Below are 17,968 nucleotides of genomic sequence, written 5' to 3'. Positions count from 1 at the left end.
CATTTCAAGGAGAAAATAAGTGAGTCAAATGACTGGTAATACTACTGCAACTACGAAGGATTTTCAGGTTGATGACGGCCCGACTATTCATACAACAAAGTACGAAACAAAGGTTCCAAGTCTACATAAAACTTATATTCTAATAATCAGTTTTTTAGTGGCTTTTTTTAGTGTGGCTAATCCTTTGTTGACCCATTTGGCTAATCCATTACAAAACCAAAACCTTTATATTGGTATGATGCTGACCAAAGGACAAATTCCCTACAGTGATATTTTTACAACTGGAGGCATGCTTTACTTTGTCTTAATAGCTTTAAGTTATTATTTAGGCTCAACTTGGTGGTTGGTTTTCATGGAAGTAGTAGCATTTTACATAGCTGGAATTTATTTTTATAAATTGGTTCAGTTTGTGACAACAAACCGTAAAGTTGCATTGGCTTTTACGATGCTCTATTTTATTTTACTTGCTAGCCTAGGTTTTGGAGGTATCTATCCTATTCAATTTGCAATGCCTTTTGTTTTGCTACCGCTTTGGTTTTTGACGAAATATTTTGCTGGATTAACCAAGGATGAGGCCTTTATTTTATTTGGAATCACAGCTGCACTATCAATGCTGTTAGAACCTAGGACACTGGTTTTTTGGTTTCTCGTTACCATAGCGATTATATGCTATAATTGTAAATTAAGACATTTTGCAAGAGGTTTCTACCAATTATTAGCTATTATATTAGGACTTCTCTTGGTCTTCTATGTTGTTGGCTATTTTATTTTAAATTTACAAATTTTAAGTCCTTATTTATCTCAAGCCGTTTTGTATCAATTTTCTTATTTTAGAGTTGGGGATTTGCCAGTTTTTCTTTCCTTTTTGGTTTATTTGGGATTTTTAGGGGCTCTTGGCTTCTTTTATAGCTTTTCCTCCCCTACAAAAAGAAGCGAGGAACAAATAGACACTTATATCAAGTATCCTCTTCTCGCTACAATTATAACTTACCTTATTATTGCCGGTTTAAGTGGTGATTATTACCCCTACCATCTTTTGCCTCTATTACCTTTTAGTTTAATTTTGATTGCTATACCATTTGGCCAGCTTTATCTTACGTCGCAGAGAACACGAGGTCATCGTCGAGTAAGAAGGCAACCAAATGGTCTACTGGCTATTATCAATCTTTATTTCAAAAAAAACTATTATCTACCTATCATTGTTATTACCTTGTCTCTTACTTTGGCGATACAACAATATCGTTATCAAAGTCATCTTAACCAAGGAAGACAAGAGGTTGTTAGCTATATCAAGGAACATATCGCGAAGTCAGATAAAATTTACGTATGGGATAGCAGTTCGCAAATCTATTTAGAAAGTCAGCGGAAAGCCGCTTCACAATTTGCATCTCCTTCTGTTAATGTTAAGAAGGTAGCGCATAAACGTATCTTGATTGATGAGCTACTTCAAAATAGAGCCCAATATATTATTGTGAACAAGAATTGTCCTTTACCAAAAACTCTAAAGAAACAGCTTAAGCGAGACTATCGATTAATCACTAAAACTGATATAACAAGCTTTCACATTTATCAGCAAAAATAAGATGAAAATCAATATGTTGTGTTATGAAAAAATTATTAACACAACATATTGATTTTTTTGAATGGAGTGATATAATAGTCCAAGTAAGGAGAAATGACAAGATGACACATGAAAAAGAAACAGTGGTTGTTCAACCGGATATAAAAGTGATAAAACGTGATGGTCGTTTAGTGCCTTTTGACACAACTAAAATCTATAGTGCTTTGTTAAAGGCTAGTATGGAAGTAACCCCAATGTCTCCCTTGGTTGAAGCAAAGTTAGAGGCTATTTCAGAACGTGTTGTAGCTGAGATTAGAGATCGTTTCCCTAAGAATGTTAAAATTTATGAAATCCAAAATATTGTGGAGCATGAATTACTATCAGCAAATGAATATGCTATCGCAAAAGAATACATTAATTATCGAACACAACGTGATTTTGCTCGTTCTCAAGCAACTGATATTAATTTTACCATCGATAAACTGTTACAAAAAGACCAATCGGTGGTTAATGAAAATGCCAACAAAGATAGTGATGTTTTTAATACGCAAAGAGATTTAACAGCTGGTATAGTAGGTAAGTCTATTGGTCTCAAAATGTTACCTCCACATGTTGCAAACGCTCATCAAAAAGGAGACATTCATTATCATGATTTGGACTACAGTCCTTACACTCCCATGACAAATTGCTGTTTAATTGATTTTCAAGGGATGTTAGCTAAAGGATTCAAAATTGGCAATGCTGAAGTGGAAAGTCCAAAATCTATTCAAACTGCAACGGCTCAGATTTCTCAAATCATTGCCAACGTTGCTTCAAGTCAGTATGGAGGATGTACAGCAGATCGTATTGATGAGTTTTTAGCTCCATATGCTGAGTTAAATTACAAAAAACACATGGCTGATGCAGAAAAATGGGTAATCGCGGAAAAGCGTGAAGAATATGCGTTTGAAAAAACTAAAAAAGATATCTATGATGCTATGCAGTCTTTGGAATATGAAATTAACACCCTCTTCACTTCTAATGGTCAGACACCATTTACATCATTAGGTTTTGGTTTAGGAGAATCTTGGTTTGAGCGAGAAATTCAGAAAGCCATTCTAGAAATACGTATTAAAGGTTTAGGGAGTGAGCATCGAACAGCGATTTTCCCAAAACTAATTTTCACCTTAAAACGTGGCTTAAATCTAGAAGAAGATTCCCCCAATTACGATATCAAGCAACTAGCTTTAGAATGTGCTACAAAACGCATGTATCCTGATATGCTATCCTATGATAAAATTATTGATTTAACAGGATCATTTAAAGCACCGATGGGATGTCGTTCCTTCCTTCAAGGATGGAAAGATGAGCAGGGACAAGATGTTACATCTGGACGTATGAATTTGGGTGTTGTGACTTTGAATTTACCACGGATTGCCCTAGAATCAAATGGTGATATGGAAAAATTCTGGGAACTTTTCAAAGAAAGGCTTACTATTGGTCGGGATGCATTGGTTTATCGTGTAGAGCGAGTTAAGGAAGCAACACCTGCAAATGCACCAATCCTTTATCAATATGGTGCTTTTGGTAAACGTCTAAATAAGACTGATAGTGTTGACGAACTTTTCAAAAACCGTCGCGCAACGGTATCCTTAGGCTATATTGGCCTTTATGAGGTAGCATCTGTTTTCTATGGTGGAGATTGGGAAGGTAATCCAGAAGCAAAAGATTTTACTGTGGCTATCATCAAAGTCATGAAATCAGCTTGCGAAGAGTGGTCAAATAGCTATGGTTACCATTTCTCTGTTTATTCTACGCCATCAGAAAGCTTGACAGATCGTTTTTGTCGCTTGGATATTGAAAAATTTGGAATACTTGAAAATATTACAGATAAAGAATATTATACGAACTCATTCCACTACGATGTGCGTAAAAATCCAACACCCTTTGAAAAGTTAGACTTTGAGAAGGTCTATCCGGAAGCCGGAGCATCTGGGGGGTTCATTCATTACTGTGAGTATCCAGTATTGCAACAAAATCCCAAGGCTTTAGAAGCTGTTTGGGATTATGCTTATGATCGTGTTGGTTATTTGGGGACCAATACCCCTATTGATAAATGTTATCAATGTCAATTTGAAGGAGACTTTACGCCTACTGAACGTGGCTTTGCTTGCCCTAATTGTGGCAATAATGACCCTAAAACTGTTGACGTTGTCAAACGTACTTGTGGTTATTTAGGGAATCCTCAAGCTCGTCCAATGGTTAATGGCCGTCATAAAGAAATATCAGCACGGGTGAAGCATATGAATGGATCAACTATTAAGTATCCTGGTGTATAAAAAATAATGTTATGCTTAAAAGGTTGCTTAGGGTAGGCAACCTTTATTTAACTAATAGTATCAGCAAAGAAAGTGAGTAGATAATGGGAAAGTATCAATTAGATTATAAAGGAATGCAGCAAGTAGAAAGATTCCACGAGAAACAGTCACAACAGAATGGGCACAAAAAAGATAAGGCAAAAGATTTAAAAGCTCAATTTTTAGAGAAAGTAAAAAAGAAGTCTCAGAAATAAGTGGCTAGAAAGTAGGAATTAATGTTAAAACTTGGCATTATTGGTTTAGGGAAAATTGCTCAGAAAGCATATCTTCCTTATATGCGTCAGCTAGGCGGTATTGAGTGGCACATATCAACACGACAGCAGGCTATTTTAAGAGACGTAGATGCACTATTTCCCCATTCAGTAGTTTACAACGACTATAAAGACTTAGCTAGTGTAGATCTAGACGGTGTTTTTATTCATGCTGCGACAAAAGTACATTTCCAAATGGCAACATTATTCTTAGAAAAAGGGATCCCTGTCTATATGGATAAGCCCTTATCTGAATCATATCAGGAAGTGGCAGAGCTTTATGCACTGGCAGAGGCTAACCGAACCTTTCTAATGGCAGGATTTAATCGGCGTTTCGCTCCCGGTGTAAAGGAACTGTCAACTCTGTCAAGTAAGCGTAAAGTTTTGGTTGAAAAAAATGATAGTAACAAACCTGGAGACTTCATTTTTAAGGTGTTTGATTTTTTTATCCACCCACTTGATACAGCGTTGTTTTTAACAGAAGAAAAGCCTACGACTGGCTATTTTTCTTATCAGCTAGTGGGAGAAAAAGTTTGTCAAGTAACTGTAAATCTAGAGACTGAAAATACAGTAATTATAGCTACGATGAATCTTCAGTCTGGTTGTCGTCGAGAAGTGATGGAAGTTCAGGGGCCTGAGAAGACAATGCATCTTGAAAACCTAGATCAGTTAACCGTTTTTAAGGGAAATCATCAGGAAAAAATTAGTTTTTCAGCTTGGGATACTACCTTATACAAGCGTGGGTTCGAGTCTATTATTACTGCTTTCATAGATGCAATTAAAAACGGTGTCAACCCTGTCAACAATGAACTGACTTTGATGAGCCATTGGATTTGCCAGCAAATTGTAAGTTCAGAGGAGACAAGTGGCATTTTAGACCTAAACCTGCCATATTAGGAGGAAGTTTGATGGAATTACGACGTCCAACTTATGAAGATAAGGAAACGATAGTAGAGATGATGCGAGAATTCGATGATTTCGACTCACCGCATGATGGGGGTTTTTGGAACCCTCAAGAGTTTAACTATGATAATTGGCTCGAAAATAATGAAAGAATTGAGCAAGGAATTGGGATTCCAAGTCACTTTGCCCCATCCATCCAATTTGTAGCCTTTGACCAAGTAACAAAGGAAGCTATTGGTTTTTTGAGTTTACGACTAAGATTGACAGATGCTTTGCGAGCCTCAGGAGGACATATTGGCTATTCTGTTCGACCTAGTCAGAGAAACAAAGGTTTTGCTAAGGAGATGTTGCGTAAAGCCATTACCATTGCACATGAGAAGAATATAGACGCTATCCTTGTTACTTGCAAGGTTAATAATAGCGCTAGTAGGTCGGTAATTTTAGCAAATGGTGGTCTTTTAGAAGATGTTCAGGGGGAGACAGAACGTTATTGGATAAAACAGAGGTAAAAGCAGATGTCAGAAAAGTGCTGGAATAATCCAAAACCAAAAGAGTGGCAATCACACGAACTCAGTAAGGGGCGCATTATCGACTATAAAGCATTCAATTTTGTTGATGGGGAGGGCGTGCGTAATTCTCTCTATGTATCAGGCTGTATGTTTCACTGTAAAGGCTGTTATAATGCTGCAACTTGGTCATTTAATGCTGGAATGCCATATACCAAGGAGCTAGAAGAGCAAATTATGACTGATTTAGCTCAACCCTATGTACAAGGTTTGACACTTTTAGGTGGGGAACCCTTTTTAAACACTGGCATACTGTTGCCACTCGTTAAACGGATTCGAAAAGAACTGCCCGAAAAAGATATTTGGTCATGGACTGGTTATACTTGGGAAGAAATGATGGAAGAAACACCCGATAAGTTAGAGCTACTGTCCTTAATTGATATTTTGGTGGATGGTCGGTTTGACATCACTAAAAAGAATCTCATGTTGCAGTTTCGAGGGTCTTCAAATCAAAGAATCATTGATGTCCAAGAGTCTTTGAAACGTAATTGTGTGGTGATTTGGTCAAAACTAAATGATGGTGCCCAAACCTTCGAGCAGGTCAGTCGAGATAAACTTATCTAAGAAGAGCAATTTTTAAGATAATTGAAAACAGCTTTAAGTCTGAATAAGTAGGATTTATCCTCACACTTATCCACAACTTGTGAATAAGTTCTAGGCATGGGGATAAACATCAAAAAAGAGGCCTAAGCCTCTTTTTTGATGTATACAAGTTTATGGCAATTTGATTGATCTTCACTATAGATAAAACCTTTAAAAGCAAGGTTTTTGAGGTCTTTAATGTCTTGACAATTGTTCTGAGCACAGGCTTTAAGAAAGTCTCCCCGACCTTTTTTAGAGATGGTTGAATGGCTTTTTAGGTTACCAGCTTTTTCTTCTAAAAACAAGAGACTTATCCACAAGTTATTTTTATCTTTACTGAAAACTTCTTCAAATTCACTAGATAAAAGGGAAATAACTATTTTCTTATCGCTCAAAAAATGGTCATAATCATTACGCCAATAATGCTTTAAGGATTTTCCATTGATTTTAAGTTTTGTTTGAAAATCTAGGCGATGTTCGGCGATGGGAAAGTCCATTGGGATAACACCATATAGAGATGATGTAATAAAAGTATGCGTAAGGAGATAGTTTTTCTCTTGTTGGGATAGATGTTCTCGGTCAAGATGACGATACATGAGGCCATTAAAGAGCTGATAAGCAGGATAAGTTGGAGCTTGTCCTTTTTTGATAGACTGAATTCTATCAAACTCTTTTTGGGTTGCTGTCTCCTTTAATTTATAAGCCGCAGCCAGTTCTTTGAATGATAAGGAAGCTAATTGATCTATGATGGCTTGGCTATTTTCAGGAATATTAGGGGGAAAACTCTGCTTGGGAATTTTCATTTCTTTGGCTGTTGGGATTAGAAAAGTTAACATATAATTATTGTAGTAAAGAAAAAGCCTTTCTGTCAAGGTAAGGTCAAAAGTTTATACTTTAAGCGTTACTTTGCTAATGTTAGCGTAGGGATCAATGGGAGTAAATGAGTTCTTGGTTTTCGAGGATACTTTCATACCTTGGAGTTGAGCTTTTTGATAGCTGTCTTCAAAGGTGAGCTGGTCTTCAAACGTAATTGTTAAGAAGTTCAACTCAGGACTGGTAGACTTTTTTGAATCTAGGCTCCCTCTCCAGTGGTTGAAAGCTAAGTGATGATGATAATCTCCTAGTGTAATCCACGATGCTGTTGGGATAGTCATTTTATCAGTCATACCAAAAACTTTTAATTGGGACTCATCTGTCACCTATTTAAAAAGAGAAAAACCAATTATATCAACATAAAAGGTGGCTTTTCTAACTAAGTGATTAATATATAGGGAGTATGAGACCAAGATCTGATTTGTCAGTTAGCTTGGTCTTATACAGTTTTTTTTATTTTGGTTTGCGTCTTGCAAAATCAACAAATTTAAATTTTTCTAGCTTATGACGGCTCTCCGTAAATTGGAATTGCTCATTAGATGAGAGGTAAACTTTTGATTTAACAGAAACAAGGTGGCGGTCTGATCCTAAATCGAGTAAAATTTTATCTTTGTCATTGACTTGATCGATGGTAACTTCTTTTAAGGCAAAATCAATAGCTAACTTTAAGTCTTTCTCTAAGTATTGGTAAAGAGACTTTTCAGCAACTTCACGGCTGATAGTTGGTACAATATCCTTGCTGAGGTAATCAATATCTAGGACAGAGGCAATACCGTCAACTACTCTTTGGCGGGTGATTCGCCAAAGAATGGCACGGGGAGGGAAACCTGTTAGTTTTGACAGATCCTCATCCACAATTAGCTTGTCAATAGCAATAACATTAGTTTTAGAGTCCATATTAAAATAGGCAACTAATTCTTGGTAGCTTGTTAATTCTGAAATAGGAAAAAGGATTTGATGGTGTTTAATAACTTGAGTCCCTCGACCTTGTTGCTTCTTAACTAAACCATCTTTAGCTAAGAGAGCGAGGGCTTTGCGAACGGTATCTCGGCTGGCCTTATACTTTCTACTTAATTCGTTTTCAGGCGGTAAAAAATCATCGATAGCATAAACGCCCTTGGATATTTTTGATTCTAAATCTTTAAATATATATTGATACTTCTTCATAATAAAGGGGGACTTTCTAACTTGTCTATTTTTCAACATACAAGATACCATAATTTTGATATTTTAGCTAACTTTTTCATCAAACAAGTTGCATACAAATATGGAATCGATTACAATTGAAACGTAGATTAAATTCTTTTGAAGAATTTATAAAAATTAATTATTGGTTTTTTTGAAATAGAGGAAATCAAGGGAAATAGACCTAGGGGAAATCAAATGGGAAAATTTGAAAATGAAGCTAAGACGCTCCTTTCTGCTATTGGTGGTAAGGAAAACATCAAAGCAGTTACACACTGCGCAACACGTATGCGTTTTGTTTTGAATGATAACAGTAAGGCTAATATTAAAGAAATCGAAAAAATTTCAGCAGTTAAAGGAACATTTACTAATGCTGGGCAATTCCAAGTTATTATTGGTAATGATGTTCCAATTTTTTACAATGATTTTACTGCTGTTTCAGGTGTAGAAGGTGTTTCAAAAGAAGTAGCAAAATCAGCTGCCAAAAGTAACCAAAATGTTTTTCAACGTGTGATGACAATGTTAGCTGAAATCTTTACACCAATCATTCCAGCTATTATCGTTGGTGGTCTTATTTTAGGTTTCCGGAACTTAATTGATAGTGTTCCGTGGGGATTTCTTGACGGAAAAACAGTTGTAGAAGTTTCTAAATTCTGGGCTGGGGTTGATGGTTTCTTATGGTTACCAGGAGAAGCAATTTTCCATTTCTTGCCAGTAGGTATTACGTGGTCTGTTAGCCGTAAAATGGGGACTACACAAATCCTTGGTATTGTTTTAGGTATCTGTTTAGTGTCACCGCAATTGCTTAATGCTTATGCAGTAGCTACCACGCCGGCTTCAGAAATTGCTAAAAATTGGGCTTGGGACTTTGGTTTCTTTACGATTAACAAAATTGGTTACCAAGCACAGGTTATCCCAGCCCTCTTAGCTGGGTTATCACTTGCCTATTTGGAAATCTTCTGGCGTAAACGTATTCCGGAAGTTGTTTCCATGATTTTCGTTCCCTTCCTTTCATTGGTGCCAGCTATTATTTTAGCTCACACTGTCTTAGGTCCTTTAGGATGGACGATTGGTAAAGGAATCTCCTTCGTTGTACTAGCTGGCTTAACTGGTCCTGTTAAATGGTTGTTTGGTGCTATTTTTGGTGCTTTGTACGCGCCACTTGTTATCACTGGTTTACACCATATGTCAAATGCCATTGACACTCAGTTGATTGCAGACACTGCAACTCGTACGACTGGATTATGGCCGATGATTGCTCTTTCAAATATTGCTCAAGGTTCAGCTGTCTTTGCCTACTACTTGATGAACCGTAAAAATGAACGTGAAGCAGAAATATCCCTTCCAGCTGCTATTTCAGCCTATCTTGGTGTTACTGAGCCAGCTTTATTTGGGGTTAACCTTAAATATATCTATCCCTTTGTAGCTGGTATGATTGGTTCAAGTGCTGCGGGTCTGCTGTGTACAACAATGAATGTTCAGGCTAACTCAATTGGAGTTGGTGGATTACCAGGATTTATGGCAATCAATGTGAAATATATGGGACAATTCTTTATCTGTATGGCTGTAGCAATTGCACTACCAATGGTATTGACGGTCTTCTTCCGTAAATCAAATATTATGACCAAAACCGAGGATGAAGTTATTGCCGAGCGTTTAGCGGATGAATCACTTGTTGGTTCAGCTGCGATAGCACAAACAGTTGCACATTCAGCAGTAGCAGAATCAGGTGTTACCGTTACACTTGCAAGCCCGCTTACTGGCGAGGTAAAACCCTTAAGTGAAGCTGTTGATCCAGTATTTGCGCAAGGAGTCATGGGTCAAGGGGTGCTTATTCAGCCCACTGAAGGTGAACTGGTATCTCCAATTGATGCTCAAGTTTCGGTATTATTCCCAACCAAACATGCTATTGGTTTGCTCTCGGTTGAAGGGGTTGAAATCTTGATGCATATTGGTATGGATACTGTAAATCTTGAAGGAAAAGGTTTTACAACTCATGTTAGTCAAGGTGATCATGTTAAAGTTGGAGATAAATTGATCTCCTTTGATATGGATGTTATTAAGGAAGCGGGATATCCAACTGAAACACCTGTTATCGTAACCAATCAAGATGCTTATGATGTGGATATTGAAGGTGTTTTACCGCGTCCTATTAGGCGCAGTGAAGCCTTAATAATTGCTCGGAAAAATTAGCTACTAATAGGCGATATCAGGAACTGGTAACAGTTCCTGACGCTATTTCTATGAAAGGAAAACTATGACTATTGATAAACGTAAAGTTGTCTATCAAATTTACCCTAAATCATATAAAGACACAACAGGAAATGGAGTTGGAGACCTCAAAGGAATTATAGAAAAACTACCTTATTTAAAAGAGTTGGGCGTTGATATGGTATGGTTAAACCCCTTCTATCCCAGCCCACAGCGTGATAATGGGTATGATGTAGCTGACTATACTGCTGTTAATCCAGATTTTGGAACCATGACTGATTTTGAAGAGATGATTGCTGTAGGGAAATCACTTGGTATAGAATTTATGCTTGATATGGTCTTAAATCATTGTTCCACGGAGCATGAATGGTTTCAAAAAGCTTTAGCTGGTGATAAGTATTATCAGGACTTCTTTATTCTTCGTGATAAACCTACAGATTGGGTTTCTAAATTTGGTGGAAATGCATGGGCACCATTTGGTGATACTGGTAAATACTACCTTCACTTGTTTGATATCACGCAGGCTGATTTAAATTGGCGTAATCCAAATGTCAGGGCAGAATTATTTAAAGTTGTTAACTTTTGGCGCGACAAAGGGGTTAAAGGTTTCCGTTTTGATGTCATTAATTTAATCGGTAAAGATGACGAAATTGTCGATTGCCCTGTTAATGATGGGAAGCCAGCTTATACAGATCGACCTATTACGCATGATTATCTAAAAATGCTGAATAATGCTAGCTTTGGTGAAGATGATTCCTTTATGACCGTTGGAGAGATGTCAGCTACAACTATTGAAAACTGTCTTCTTTACACAGCTCCAGGACGTGAGGAGCTGTCAATGGCTTTTAATTTCCATCACTTAAAAGTAGATTATGCTGATGGTCAAAAGTGGACAATCATGGACTTTGATTTTATTGCGTTACGCAATCTCTTCCATTCATGGGGTGAAGGGATGAGTGAAGGAGACGGATGGAACGCCTTGTTCTACAATAATCATGACCAACCAAGGGCTTTGAACCGTTTTGTTGATGTTAACAATTTCCGAGATGAAGGGGCTACTATGCTAGCAGCATCAATCCACCTTTCTCGTGGTACACCTTACATTTATATGGGTGAGGAGATTGGGATGGTTGATCCGGATTATCGTTCCATGTCAGATTATGTTGACATTGAAAGTAAAAATGCCTATCGGACAATGCTTGATGAGGGTAAGACCCCTGAGCAAGCTTTTGCTATTATTAAAGCTAAATCCCGCGATAATTCACGGACGCCTATGCAATGGGATGCCAGTGAGAATGCGGGTTTCACTACTGGAACACCTTGGTTAAAAGTTGGCCATTCTTATCAGGAAATCAATGTCGAAAAGGAGAAAAAGGGAAAAATTTTTCCTTTCTATCAAAAATTGATTAAGCTACGTAAAGAGCTACCAATAATCGCTGAGGGTACCTATAAAGCTGCACTGAGAGATAGTGAGCAGGTTTATGCTTTTGAACGTGAGCTGGATAACCAAAGTCTTCTAGTGTTGAATAATTTTTTTGCAAAAGAAGTATCTGTAAAGTTGCCTGAATCTTATCAAAATGGTCAGATTCTGATTAGTAATTATGATGATGAAATGTTACTCGGTGGGAGTATTCGTCTTAAAGCATATCAAACCATTGCTATTTTAGGTCGCTATTAGAAGTAAATAATCTCCTTATAAAAGCTTAGAGACAGTGCATTCTCTAAGCTTTTTTGGTACAATGAAGGAGATTATAATCCTAAGATTTTAGGAAAAATAGAAAAGGAGACAGAATGGTTGATTATAAAGAAAACTTTTATGAGGCTGTTAATGGAGAATGGGCAAAGACTGCTGTTATTCCCGATGATAAACCAAGAACAGGTGGCTTTTCTGATTTAGCTGACGAGATTGAAAAACTGATGTTGGAAACAACAGATCAATGGTTAGAAGGTAAAAACTTACCAGAGGGACCGATTTTAGCTAACTTTGTGAAATGGCATAAGATGACATCTGACTATGCTAAGCGTGAAGAAGTAGGTGTTTCTCCGGTTCTTCCTCTTATCAAAGAGTATCAGAAGCTAGCAAGTTTTAAAGATTTTGCTGAGAAGGTCGCAGAGTTTGAAATGACTGGCAAGCCAAACCTTTTTCCTTTTAGTGTTGCTCCTGATTTTATGAATGCTCAGCTTAATGTACTCTGGGCAGAAGCACCGTCAATCTTACTACCGGATACAACTTATTATGAAGAAGGACACAAAAAGGCTGACGAACTGCGAGCAGTATGGCGTGAGTCTCAGAAAAAGTTACTCAGTAACTTTGAATTTACTGAAGAAGAAATTGCTGATCTATTAAATAAGACATTAGAGTTGGATAAAAAATTAGCTCACTACGTTCTTTCAAGCGAAGAATCGTCTGAGTATGTTAAACTCTATCATCCATATACTTGGGAAGATTTCGTTAGGTTAACGCCTGAATTGCCACTTGATAAGATTTTTAATCAAATCTTAGGTCAAAGCCCTGATAAAGTGATTGTACCCGAAAAACGTTTTTGGACAGATTTTGCTGCTCAATATTATTCAGAAGAAAACTGGGAACTTTTAAAAGCAGATCTGATTGTGAATGCGGCCAATGCCTATAACGCTTATTTGACTGATGCTATCCGAGTGGAGTCTGGTAGTTATGGTCGGGCTCTTTCAGGAACACCACAGGCGATGGACAAAAAGAAAGCAGCCTACTATTTGGCACAAGGCCCATATAGTCAAGCCTTAGGTTTATGGTATGCAAATCGTTATTTCTCAGCAGAAGCTAAAGCTGATGTGGAAGGTAAGGTTGCAACCATGATTGACGTCTATAAAGCACGTTTGGAAAAGGCCGATTGGCTGGCAGAATCAACACGTGAGAAAGCTATCGTGAAATTGAACGTGATTACCCCACATATTGGTTATCCTGAACAACTGCCTGAAACCTATGCTAAAAAAATTATTGATGAAAACTTATCATTAGTTGAAAACGCTCAAAAATTAGCAGCTATTTCAATTGCACATAATTGGAGTAAGTGGAATAAACCTGTAGATCGAAAAGAATGGCATATGCCAGCCCATATGGTTAATGCTTACTATGATCCACAGCAGAATCAAATTGTTTTTCCGGCAGCTATTTTACAAGCACCTTTCTATTCATTAGAACAAAGTTCTTCTGCTAACTATGGTGGTATTGGAGCTGTTATTGCCCATGAGATTTCACATGCTTTTGATACTAATGGTGCATCCTTCGATGAGCATGGCTCTTTGAAAAACTGGTGGACTGAGGCAGACTATAGTGCTTTTAAAGAGAGAACCGATAAGATTGTTGACCAATTTGATGGCTTAGACTCTTATGGTGCTAAGGTGAATGGGAAATTGACGGTTTCTGAAAATGTTGCTGACTTAGGCGGTGTTGCTTGTGCTTTAGAGGCAGCTAAGAAAGAAATTGACTTCTCAGCGCGTGAGTTCTTCATTAACTTTGCTCGTATTTGGCGAATGAAAGCCCGTCCTGAATTTATGCAAATGATGGCCAGCGTAGATGTTCATGCACCAGGTGAGTGGCGCACGAACGTAACCTTAACTAATTTTGCTGACTTCCATGAAGTGTTTCAAATTCAAGACGGTGACTTTATGTGGCGTAAGCCAGAAGATCGTGTTATTATCTGGTAATAAACTAAGAATGACTGGGCCTTTAGCTCAGTCATTTGGTGTTAAGTGTGTACTTATTTCAAAAATGATAACAAAAAAACCTTGATTTTAATCAAGGTTTTTAATAATTAGTTGTTAAGAGCAGCAGCCATTGTAGCAGCTACTTCTGATTCGAAATCGTTAGCTTTTTTCTCGATACCTTCACCAACTTCGAAACGAGCAAAGGCAACTGCTTTTGCGTTTACTGAGTTAAGATAAGCTTCGACTGTTTTACTATCATCCATGATGTAAACTTGAGCAAGAAGAGTGTAGGCTTGGTCAACTTTAGTGTTATCGAGCATAAAGCGGTCCATTTTACCAGGAATAATTTTATCCCAGATTTTTTCTGGTTTACCTTCAGCAGCTAATTCTGCTTTGATATCATCTTCAGCTTTAGTGATAACTTGATCTGATAATTGAGCTTTTGAACCATATTGTAAGAATGGAAGCGGAGCTTTATCAACCATTGCACGAGATTCGTTATCAAGTTCGATTTCATGGTTAAGTTTAGCAAGTTCATCTTTAACAAATTGTTCGTCAAGTTCTGTATATGAAAGAACAGTAGGTTTCATTGCTGCGATATGCATTGAGATTTGTTTAGCAAGTGCTTCATCGCCACCTTCGATAACAGAGATAACTCCAATGCGACCACCGTTATGTTGGTAAGCACCGAAATGTTGTTCATCTGTTTTTTCAAGAAGGGCAAAACGACGGAATGAAATTTTTTCACCAATTGTAGCTGTAGCATTAACGTAAGCAGCTGCAAGTGTTTCACCAGAAGGCATCACTAATGCTAAAGCCTCTTCGTTGTTAGCTGGTTTGCCTTCAGCAATGACTTTAGCTGTTTCGTTTACTAACTCAACAAATTGAGCATTTTTAGCGACAAAGTCAGTTTCAGCGTTTACTTCAACCACAGCAGCTTGGTTACCACTTACATAAACTCCAGTAAGTCCTTCAGCTGCAACACGGTCAGCTTTTTTAGCTGCCTTAGCCATACCTTTTTCACGTAAAAGTTCAACGGCTTTATCCATGTCTCCATCAGTTTCAACGAGTGCTTTTTTAGCGTCCATAACGCCGGCACCAGATTTTTCACGCAATTCTTTTACAAGTTTAGCTGTAATTTCTGCCATTAGTAGAATCCTCCAAAATTTTTATATCAATTTAGTTAAAAAAAACGAGACAGAGCGGTTTGCTTTCTGCCCCGTTTAGGTATTTTGAATATCAAGTTTTCTTAAATTTGAGTTTAAGAACTGGTATTAAACTTAGTTGTTGTCACCTTCTACAACTTCAACAATTTCTTCGATTGAATCTGCTTTTGCTTCTGATTCAAAATTAACTTCAGCATCTTCACCCTGACGGCCTTCGATAACAGCGTCAGCTAATTTAGAAGTGATTAATTTAACGGCGCGGATTGCATCGTCGTTAGCTGGGATGATTACATCGATATCATCTGGATCAGCATTTGTATCAACCATAGCTACAACTGGAATACCAAGTTTTTTAGCTTCTTTAACAGCGATTTGTTCTTTATGTGGGTCAACAACGTACATAACGTCAGGAATACGAGGCATATCTTCGATACCACCTAAGAATTTTTCAAGACGAGCGCGTTGTTTGTTAAGAAGTGCAACTTCTTTTTTAGGAAGAACTTCGAAAGTTCCTTCTTCTTCCATACGTTTGATTTCTTTCAAACGAGTGATACGTTTTTGGATTGTTCCCCAGTTAGTAAGAGTTCCACCCAACCAACGGTGGTTGATAAAGTATTGACCTGCACGAGTTGCTTCGTCAGCAACTGCTTCTGCAGCTTGTTTTTTAGTACCAACGAACAAGATAACAGCGTCGTTAGCAGCAGCATCACGAACGAATTCGTAAGCTTGATCAGCTAACTTAACAGTTTGTTGTAGGTCAATAACGTGGATGCCGTTACGTTCTGTAAAGATGTATTTTGCCATCTTAGGGTTCCAGCGACGAGTTTGGTGACCAAAGTGAACACCAGCCTCAAGAAGTTGTTTCATTGAAATTACTGCCATGAGTAGTTTCTCCTTTATAATGTTTTTTCCTCTCCCTTACGTTGACTTGCAGACTAACCCGAGGGCAACAAGCCCACAATCGGTAAGAGATGAGTATTTGTCGACAAACGACAAACCTATTCTAACAAAAAAGGCAGGGAAAAGCAAGAGGATTCTACTTTATGACAAAAAACCAGCCCTCAACTTAGTTCAGGACTGATTTTTTAATATTATTGACGAATGAGATAATCAAATGCTCCAATTGCAGCTGTAGCTCCAGATCCCATCGAAATAATGATTTGTTTATATGCTGAGTTGGTACAATCACCAGCAGCAAAAATACCAGGGATATTGGTTGCACCATGACTATCAACGATAATTTCGCCTCGATCGGTTAGCTCAATGCCACTATCTTTAAGCCATTCAGTATTTGGTAAGAGACCAATCTGCACGAAGACGCCTTCCACATCAACATGGCCATCTTTACCAGTTTCACGGCCAGTGTAATCAATACCAGTAACGTGACTTTGGCCGAGGATTTCTTTGGTTGCGGCATTTTTGATGATAGTAAGGTTGTTTGTTTTTGCTGCGCGATCTTGAAGAACTTGATCAGCCTTAAGCTCAGGTAAGAATTCAAGAACTGTAACGTGCTTACATAAGCCTGCCAAATCAAGTGCTGCCTCTAGACCAGAGTTACCTCCCCCGATGACAGCGACATCTTTTCCTTCGAAGAGTGGACCATCACAATGAGGACAATTGGTAACACCTTTAGTTCGAAACTCTTCTTCACCGGGCACATTCACATTTCGCCATTTAGCACCTAGAGCCAGAATAGCCGTTTTAGCTGTTAAGACAGCTCCGTTGGCTAATGAGACTTCAACAAGCTCTTTTTTCTCAATCTTAGTTGCCAATTGTGATTTAATAATATCAACTTTGTAAGATTTTGTATGCTCTTCAATTTGAGCCATTAATTGAGGACCTTCGGTGTAAAGGGTACCAATCATATTTTCAATACCGACAGTCTCCATCACTTGGCCACCAAAAGTTTCAGCAAGAAGCCCTGTTCTTAGGCCTTTACGTGCTGCATAAATTGCTGCGCTATTACCCGCTGGGCCTCCACCAATAACTAAGACATCGTAGGTTTCTTTATTAGAGAAAGCCTCTTCTGACAGAGGGCCAGCAATCTTTTCTAAGAGTTGATCAATGGTTGCACGGCCAGAATGGAAGAGTTCATTTTCAAAGAAGACAGCAGGAACAGACATAATGCCTTTTTCCTTGACTTCATCTTGGAACATCCCCCCCTCAATCATAGTGTGTGAGATATTTGGGTTAAGAACAGCCATGATATTAAAGGCTTGAACGACATCTGGACAGTTGTGGCAGCTAAGGCTGGCGTAGGTTTCAAAATGCATCGGTTTATCAATGGATTTGATACGGTCGATGATTTCCTGATCCACTTTGGGAGGTCTACCAGATACTTGTAAAAGAGCTAAAATAAATGATGTAAATTCATGACCTAATGGGATGCCTGCAAAAGTAACACGGGCTTGCTCTCCTTTTTTAGCAATGCTAAAACTAGGAATGCGATCTAGGTCTGAGGATTCAAGCGAAATGTGGTCTGACATAGCAACAATTTCTTCTAGGAATTCTTGCATTTTTTTTGACTGCTCATCATCACCTAGGTGAGCTTGTAACTGAATATCAGATTCCAACATAGCTAAGTATTGGTTGAGTTGTGTTTTTATATCTGGGCTTAATGCCATTT

General features: G+C 38.0%; 15 protein-coding genes. 9 read left to right on the top strand and 6 right to left on the bottom strand.

Translation table 11 applies throughout. The annotated features are described in order from the left end of the window. Window positions 1–19 precede the first annotated feature (19 nt). From DQM45_RS09750 to nrdG, 6 genes are all read left to right on the top strand, one after another. Window positions 20–1,582: a glycosyltransferase family protein gene (locus tag DQM45_RS09750; RefSeq protein WP_003082812.1), complete on the top strand. Its 1,563-nt coding sequence runs from the start codon at window positions 20–22 to the stop codon at window positions 1,580–1,582. A 101-nt stretch (window positions 1,583–1,683) separates the two neighbouring features. Continuing rightward, window positions 1,684–3,879 (top strand): anaerobic ribonucleoside-triphosphate reductase, encoded by a 2,196-nt coding sequence (gene nrdD / locus DQM45_RS09745; protein WP_003084673.1) that lies wholly within the window; start codon window positions 1,684–1,686, stop codon window positions 3,877–3,879. A gap of 83 nt (window positions 3,880–3,962) precedes the next feature. Then, on the top strand, window positions 3,963–4,112 hold the full coding sequence (locus DQM45_RS10165) for a hypothetical protein (RefSeq protein WP_003086019.1): 150 nt from the start codon (window positions 3,963–3,965) through the stop codon (window positions 4,110–4,112). A gap of 21 nt (window positions 4,113–4,133) precedes the next feature. After that, window positions 4,134–5,066 (top strand): Gfo/Idh/MocA family protein, encoded by a 933-nt coding sequence (locus DQM45_RS09740; protein ID WP_003083891.1) that lies wholly within the window; start codon window positions 4,134–4,136, stop codon window positions 5,064–5,066. 11 nt (window positions 5,067–5,077) lie between these two features. Then, entirely contained in the window at window positions 5,078–5,581 is a 504-nt protein-coding gene (locus DQM45_RS09735; RefSeq protein ID WP_003085547.1) for a GNAT family N-acetyltransferase, read from the top strand. A gap of 6 nt (window positions 5,582–5,587) precedes the next feature. Continuing rightward, window positions 5,588–6,202: an anaerobic ribonucleoside-triphosphate reductase activating protein gene (gene nrdG / locus DQM45_RS09730; protein WP_003083420.1), complete on the top strand. Its 615-nt coding sequence runs from the start codon at window positions 5,588–5,590 to the stop codon at window positions 6,200–6,202. A 122-nt stretch (window positions 6,203–6,324) separates the two neighbouring features. Here nrdG and yaaA read toward each other — a convergent pair whose 3' ends face one another. The 3 genes from yaaA to treR all read right to left on the bottom strand — a co-directional run bounded on the left by yaaA (window position 6,325) and on the right by treR (window position 8,260). After that, window positions 6,325–7,056 carry a peroxide stress protein YaaA gene (yaaA, locus tag DQM45_RS09725; protein WP_003085110.1) on the bottom strand — a complete coding sequence of 244 codons (732 nt, stop codon included), beginning with the start codon at window positions 7,054–7,056 and terminating at the stop codon, window positions 6,325–6,327. Window positions 7,057–7,107: 51 nt separating this feature from the next. Then, window positions 7,108–7,386, bottom strand: coding sequence for a VOC family protein (locus DQM45_RS09720; protein WP_050791087.1), 279 nt, complete (start codon window positions 7,384–7,386; stop codon window positions 7,108–7,110). A gap of 160 nt (window positions 7,387–7,546) precedes the next feature. Next, window positions 7,547–8,260: a trehalose operon repressor gene (gene treR / locus DQM45_RS09715; protein ID WP_003084916.1), complete on the bottom strand. Its 714-nt coding sequence runs from the start codon at window positions 8,258–8,260 to the stop codon at window positions 7,547–7,549. Between the two features lie 216 nt (window positions 8,261–8,476). On the opposite strand from treR, the gene treP reads away from it, so the two are divergent. The 3 genes from treP to DQM45_RS09700 all read left to right on the top strand — a co-directional run bounded on the left by treP (window position 8,477) and on the right by DQM45_RS09700 (window position 14,176). After that, window positions 8,477–10,471: a PTS system trehalose-specific EIIBC component gene (treP, locus tag DQM45_RS09710; RefSeq protein WP_003084014.1), complete on the top strand. Its 1,995-nt coding sequence runs from the start codon at window positions 8,477–8,479 to the stop codon at window positions 10,469–10,471. A 64-nt stretch (window positions 10,472–10,535) separates the two neighbouring features. Then, window positions 10,536–12,167, top strand: a complete 1,632-nt coding sequence (treC, locus tag DQM45_RS09705) for an alpha,alpha-phosphotrehalase (RefSeq protein WP_003085815.1) — start codon at window positions 10,536–10,538, stop codon at window positions 12,165–12,167. A gap of 113 nt (window positions 12,168–12,280) precedes the next feature. After that, on the top strand, window positions 12,281–14,176 hold the full coding sequence (locus DQM45_RS09700; protein ID WP_003083711.1) for a M13 family metallopeptidase: 1,896 nt from the start codon (window positions 12,281–12,283) through the stop codon (window positions 14,174–14,176). A gap of 107 nt (window positions 14,177–14,283) precedes the next feature. On the opposite strand, the gene tsf is transcribed toward DQM45_RS09700, so the two are convergent. The 3 genes from tsf to ahpF form a co-directional block, all read right to left on the bottom strand. Beyond that, window positions 14,284–15,324, bottom strand: a complete 1,041-nt coding sequence (gene tsf, locus DQM45_RS09695) for a translation elongation factor Ts (RefSeq protein ID WP_003084568.1) — start codon at window positions 15,322–15,324, stop codon at window positions 14,284–14,286. Window positions 15,325–15,456: 132 nt separating this feature from the next. Next, window positions 15,457–16,224, bottom strand: a complete 768-nt coding sequence (gene rpsB / locus DQM45_RS09690) for a 30S ribosomal protein S2 (RefSeq protein WP_003082564.1) — start codon at window positions 16,222–16,224, stop codon at window positions 15,457–15,459. A gap of 209 nt (window positions 16,225–16,433) precedes the next feature. Next, window positions 16,434–17,966, bottom strand: coding sequence for an alkyl hydroperoxide reductase subunit F (gene ahpF, locus DQM45_RS09680; RefSeq protein ID WP_003085673.1), 1,533 nt, complete (start codon window positions 17,964–17,966; stop codon window positions 16,434–16,436). Window positions 17,967–17,968: the final 2 nt, after the last annotated feature.

This window comes from Streptococcus porcinus (assembly GCF_900475415.1).
Lineage (GTDB): Bacteria > Bacillota > Bacilli > Lactobacillales > Streptococcaceae > Streptococcus > Streptococcus porcinus.
This window is presented reverse-complemented; position numbering and strand designations above follow the sequence as displayed.

What these genes read in the sequence shown, in the direction of transcription:
- yaaA (WP_003085110.1), bottom strand. Translation starts at nt 7,056, where the DNA reads ATGTTAACTTTTCTAATCCCAACAGCCAAAGAAATGAAAATTCCCAAG.
- rpsB (WP_003082564.1), bottom strand. Translation starts at nt 16,224, where the DNA reads ATGGCAGTAATTTCAATGAAACAACTTCTTGAGGCTGGTGTTCACTTT.
- treC (WP_003085815.1), top strand. Translation starts at nt 10,536, where the DNA reads ATGACTATTGATAAACGTAAAGTTGTCTATCAAATTTACCCTAAATCA.
- DQM45_RS09735 (WP_003085547.1), top strand. Translation starts at nt 5,078, where the DNA reads ATGGAATTACGACGTCCAACTTATGAAGATAAGGAAACGATAGTAGAG.
- tsf (WP_003084568.1), bottom strand. Translation starts at nt 15,324, where the DNA reads ATGGCAGAAATTACAGCTAAACTTGTAAAAGAATTGCGTGAAAAATCT.
- DQM45_RS09700 (WP_003083711.1), top strand. Translation starts at nt 12,281, where the DNA reads ATGGTTGATTATAAAGAAAACTTTTATGAGGCTGTTAATGGAGAATGG.
- ahpF (WP_003085673.1), bottom strand. Translation starts at nt 17,966, where the DNA reads ATGGCATTAAGCCCAGATATAAAAACACAACTCAACCAATACTTAGCT.
- DQM45_RS09720 (WP_050791087.1), bottom strand. Translation starts at nt 7,386, where the DNA reads ATGACTGATAAAATGACTATCCCAACAGCATCGTGGATTACACTAGGA.
- nrdG (WP_003083420.1), top strand. Translation starts at nt 5,588, where the DNA reads ATGTCAGAAAAGTGCTGGAATAATCCAAAACCAAAAGAGTGGCAATCA.
- nrdD (WP_003084673.1), top strand. Translation starts at nt 1,684, where the DNA reads ATGACACATGAAAAAGAAACAGTGGTTGTTCAACCGGATATAAAAGTG.
- DQM45_RS10165 (WP_003086019.1), top strand. Translation starts at nt 3,963, where the DNA reads ATGGGAAAGTATCAATTAGATTATAAAGGAATGCAGCAAGTAGAAAGA.
- treP (WP_003084014.1), top strand. Translation starts at nt 8,477, where the DNA reads ATGGGAAAATTTGAAAATGAAGCTAAGACGCTCCTTTCTGCTATTGGT.
- treR (WP_003084916.1), bottom strand. Translation starts at nt 8,260, where the DNA reads ATGAAGAAGTATCAATATATATTTAAAGATTTAGAATCAAAAATATCC.
- DQM45_RS09740 (WP_003083891.1), top strand. Translation starts at nt 4,134, where the DNA reads ATGTTAAAACTTGGCATTATTGGTTTAGGGAAAATTGCTCAGAAAGCA.